This is a genomic window from Rhodococcus sp. NPDC078407 (assembly GCF_044542515.1).
Lineage (GTDB): Bacteria > Actinomycetota > Actinomycetes > Mycobacteriales > Mycobacteriaceae > Rhodococcoides.
Window position 1 is genome coordinate 222,647 of the sequence record NZ_JBITUQ010000003.1, and the last position, 4,465, is coordinate 227,111.

Genomic DNA, 4,465 nt, shown 5'->3' on the forward strand with positions numbered 1-4,465 from the left:
GAGCGAATTCGATGCACCGCGCGTTGTACGGGTGAAGCGAAGAAAGGACCGTCATGCTCGCTCTGTTCGTTCTCTACGTAGTCGTCGAGGTTGCTGCGCTGGTCGCCGTGGGTAGTGCTCTCGGTGTGCTTTGGACCGTCGTGCTGCTGATCGGCGGATCGCTGATCGGCTCACTGCTGGTGCGGTCGCAGGGTAGGCGCGTGCTGGATGGTCTACGGAGAGCGTCGCGAGGTGAGCGCTCTGCCGGCGGCGCGGTCGCCGACGGTGCCTTGTTCGCGGCGGGGTCCGTCGCGATGTTCGTCCCGGGGCTGGTGACCACGGTGATCGGCTTGCTGCTGCTGATCCCGCCGACCCGGTGGCTGTTGCGGCCGGCGGTGGTGTGGGGGGCAGCGCGCTGGCTACCGCAGGTTGCCACGGCGACGCAGCGTATGCGCCCCACCGTCATAGACGGCGAGATCGTCGTCGACCGCGCCGCACCCGCCGACTCGGCGTCGTCGGCGGCGGGTTCGACCCCCGTCCTGGAAGGTCAGGTGATCGAGGTCGACCGCGCGGACCGGCCGGCCGGTGATTTCCGGAAGCCGCACCGGTAGGGGCACACTGGTCGTTCGTGACCACCGAATTGTTCTGCGGCGGACGGATCTACAGTCCGATGGCTCCCGACGCCACCGCCATGGCCGTGACCGATGGAATCGTCAGCTGGATCGGCGAGGATCGCACGGGCCGAGCGTTGCATCCTGGCGTTCCCGTCACCGACCTTGCCGGCTCGTTCGTAGCCCCGGCGTTCGTCGATACGCATGTGCACGTCACCGATCTGGGGTTGTCTCTGATCGGACTCGATCTGTCGCAGTGCCGATCCCTCGACGACTGCATGCGCGCACTCGCGTCGTACGCAGCCGAGACCTCGGACGTGCTCGTCTGGGGACACGGCTGGGACGAGTCCGAATGGACCGATCACCGTTCCCCGACGACGGCCGATCTCGATGCAGCTGCGCCGGGCCGTCCGGTGTATCTCACGCGTGTCGACTCGCACTCGGCAGCCGTGTCGACCTCGTTGCGCGCCGCTGCGCCGGGTATCGACGCCGCCGCGGGGTTCTCGCCGCAGTCCCCGCTGACGGCCGACGCACATCACCTCGCGCGGCTGGCAGCGCGGTCGATGATGACCACCGAGACCAGGAGCCGTGCCCGCACGGCGGCGCTCGACCACGCCGCACGTCAGGGCATCGTTGCCGTGCACGAGTGCGGGGGCCCGATCGTGTCGGGAATACACGACTTCCGTGACCTGATGGCAACCGAGCACGGGGTGGACGTGCGCGGCTACTGGGGCGAACTGGTCGACACACCCGAGCGAGCGCAGCAGGTACTCGTCGACACCGGGGCGCACGGCCTGGCCGGCGACATTTTCGTCGATGGATCGCTGGGATCGCGAACCGCCTGGCTGTCGTCACCCTATGCCGATGGCCCCGGTACGGGAATGTCCTACCTGGACGTGGATGCGATCACCGCCCACATCTCTTCGTGCACTTCGGCCGGAATCCAGGCCGGGTTCCACGTCATCGGAGACGCCGCGGTCACAGCCGTCGTGACTGCCCTGGCCCGGGTGGTGGGCGAGCTCGGGACAACCGCTGTCGCCGCGTGTGGCCACCGGCTCGAACATCTGTCGATGGTGACACCGGAACAGTCCGATCTGCTGGCCGCATGGGGTGTCATCGCCAGCATGCAGCCTGCGTTCGATGCACTGTGGGGCGGGCCGGACGGACTGTACGCAACACGGCTCGGTGCCGAACGCGGTACTGCTCTCCACCCGTTGGCTCGGCTGGCCTCGGCCGGCGTCGCGCTCGCTTTCGGATCCGATGCGCCGGTCACTCGTCTCGATCCGTGGGCGACGACGAGAGCGGCCGTCAACCACCGCACGCCGGGCAGTGCCATCTCACCCCGGGCCGCGTTCTCGGCCGCCACACGAGGAGCGTGGCGCGCCGGCGGAGTCCGGGACGGCTTGGCCGGCACGCTGGTGCCGGGTGCACCGGCGTCGTTCGCAGTGTGGGATGTCGACGAGCTCGTAGTTCGGGCACCCAAGGACAGCGTCCAACGGTGGTCGACCGACCCGCGTGCCGGGGTTGCACCGTTGCCCAGCCTGAACGAGTCGGACGCGAGCCCGACATGTTCGATGACCGTGCATCGCGGCAAGGTCATCCATGATCAGCGATAGCGCGCACACGACGACATCGTCGACGGGCGACCGTATGCGGGGCATCGTCGTGTCGACCCTGCTGTCGGTCGGTGCCGGTGTCCTGATCTTCGGCAGCTTCCCGCCGCGAACTCTGTGGTTCCTGGCACCGCTGGGTATTGCGGTCCTCGCCCTGGTACTGACCGGCTTCGGCGGCCGAAAATCGGTGTCCCTCAAAGCCGGGTTCGGTTATGGCTACCTCGCCGGAATCGGATTCTTCGTTCCGCTGCTCCCGTGGATCGGGGTGTACGTAGGGCCTATGCCGTGGCTGGCGTTGGCTGCGGCCGAGTCCGTCTTCGTGGGGCTGTTCGGGGTACTCGCCGTGGTCGCAGCGAGAAGCGCCTGGTGGCCACTGTCTATTCCGTTGGCGTGGAGTCTGACCGAATGGCTGCGGTCGAGTGTTCCGTTCGGCGGCTTCCCGTGGGGCCGGTTGGCGTTCGGGCAACCCGAGGGCTGGTTGCTGCCCTTGGCGAGCGTGGGAGGCGCGCCGCTGCTCACCTTCGGGGTGGCGCTGACCGGGACCGGCCTGGCCGCGCTGGTTCTTGTCGGCTTGCGACGGGACGGTGTGCGACGGGGCGGTGTGCGATCCTTCGTCGCTCCCGTGGCCGCCGCGACGGTCGCGTCCATCGTGGCGCTGGCCCTGATTCCGACTCTGCACACCAACGAGTCCGAGGACGGCGAACGCACGGTCACCGTCGCTGCTGTGCAAGGAAGCGTTCCGCGTCTGGGTCTGGATTTCAATGCACAGCGTCGAGCCGTTCTGGACAATCACGTCCGGGAAACCATGACGCTGGCCACCGATGTCGAGGCCGGCCGACAACCAGCGCCCGATCTCGTCGTGTGGCCGGAGAACGCGTCCGATATCGATCCGTTACGTAATCCGGACGCTGCGACTCTCATCACACAGGCATCGGTTGCGGTCGGTGCGCCGATTCTCGTGGGCACGGTGCTCGTCAACGCCGATCGCACGAATTTCAACTCCGTCATCGCGTGGAACGGTAGCGACGGTCCCGGCGAGCGGCACGACAAGAAGATAATTCAACCGTTCGGCGAATACTTGCCGTACCGAAGCTTTTTTCGGCTGTTCTCCGAATATGCCGACCGGGCGGGATATTTCGTACCGGGTAGCGGAGACGGGGTGGTGCACGCCGCAGGAATAGCCGCAGGAATAGCGACGTGCTACGAGGTTGCATTCGATCGCGCCCTCCAACAATCGGTTCGGTCCGGCGCGGAATTCATTGCCATTCCGACCAACAACGCGACTTTCGGTGACACCGAGATGACCTACCAGCAGCTGGCGATGTCGAGAGTGCGGGCAGTCGAGCACGGAAGGACTGTCGTAGTGGCGGCGACGAGTGGCGTCAGCGCAGTCGTCTCGCCCGACGGGGACGTGCTGCAGGACACTCCACTGTTCACCCCCGACGTGCTCGTCTCGAGTGTCGCACTGCGTCGAACGCAGACCGTCGCCACCCGGTTGGGATTCGGATCGGAACTGATCCTGTGCCTGTCTGCCGTCGGCCTGCTCGGTGCGACCCTGTTGAACGGGCGTCGCAGGTCCGCGACATAAACAAACGCGAAGTTGGTATACACCCTGATTTCCGGTGTTCTATCCGGATAAGAATTCGGCACAGGCCGTCCCTCATGCCGGAAAGTCATTCGATCGATCGAATAGCGCACGTCCGAGTGGCGGTCGAGGTCACTTCTGTAACAGGGTGAAGGGGGTGGTCGATGCTTCTTATGACTACTGCACAAAAGGGTGTTGCCAATGTTGTATCTTTGGAAGCCGTCGAAGGTGTTGGAGGCTGGTTTTCGGGTAGTGGCTCGAGTGGAGCCGAGCGAAGGCGCACCCGTCGTACGTCGGAGATGAATCGAGTGTGGACGCAGGTGCCAATTCTAGGTCTCGCACCTGGCCGGGGAGGGGAAGTTCGTGTCGCAGGCGACGTCGAGTTCGGTGCCCGATACCCGTCGGTACCGTGAAGTAGTGGTTCGGTCCATGCACTGAAACAGGACTCATCCCTGTTTCCATCCGCTGGGGGCCGCGCGACGAACCAATACGAGCCCCATTCAAGCCGTCGAACGTGCCTGAACCGACACGAACGCAGACCAGAACGGACATCAGAATTGCTCAATCGCGCGCACAAGCCGCCGCGGCTCGACACCCCGAACCGGACCGCAAGCTCCGAATCGATGATTCCGGCGTCGAACTTCGCCGCCGCGACCGTGCCGCCGAAAGGCAAGTGA

The 4,465-nt window shown here is 65.6% G+C and carries 3 protein-coding genes; all 3 read left to right on the forward strand.

Annotation, left to right across the window (positions count from 1 at the left end; genetic code table 11):
- Positions 1–53: 53 nt before the first annotated feature.
- From ACIGGF_RS05330 to lnt, 3 genes are read left to right on the forward strand one after another with little or no spacing between them, the layout of a single operon-like run.
- Positions 54–590 (forward strand): FxsA family protein, encoded by a 537-nt coding sequence (locus tag ACIGGF_RS05330; protein WP_397520325.1) that lies wholly within the window; start codon positions 54–56, stop codon positions 588–590.
- A 17-nt stretch (positions 591–607) separates the two neighbouring features.
- Positions 608–2,206, forward strand: coding sequence for an amidohydrolase (locus tag ACIGGF_RS05335; RefSeq protein WP_397520326.1), 1,599 nt, complete (start codon positions 608–610; stop codon positions 2,204–2,206).
- Positions 2,207–2,240: 34 nt separating this feature from the next.
- Positions 2,241–3,791 (forward strand): apolipoprotein N-acyltransferase, encoded by a 1,551-nt coding sequence (gene lnt, locus ACIGGF_RS05340; RefSeq protein WP_397520457.1) that lies wholly within the window; start codon positions 2,241–2,243, stop codon positions 3,789–3,791.
- Positions 3,792–4,465: the final 674 nt, after the last annotated feature.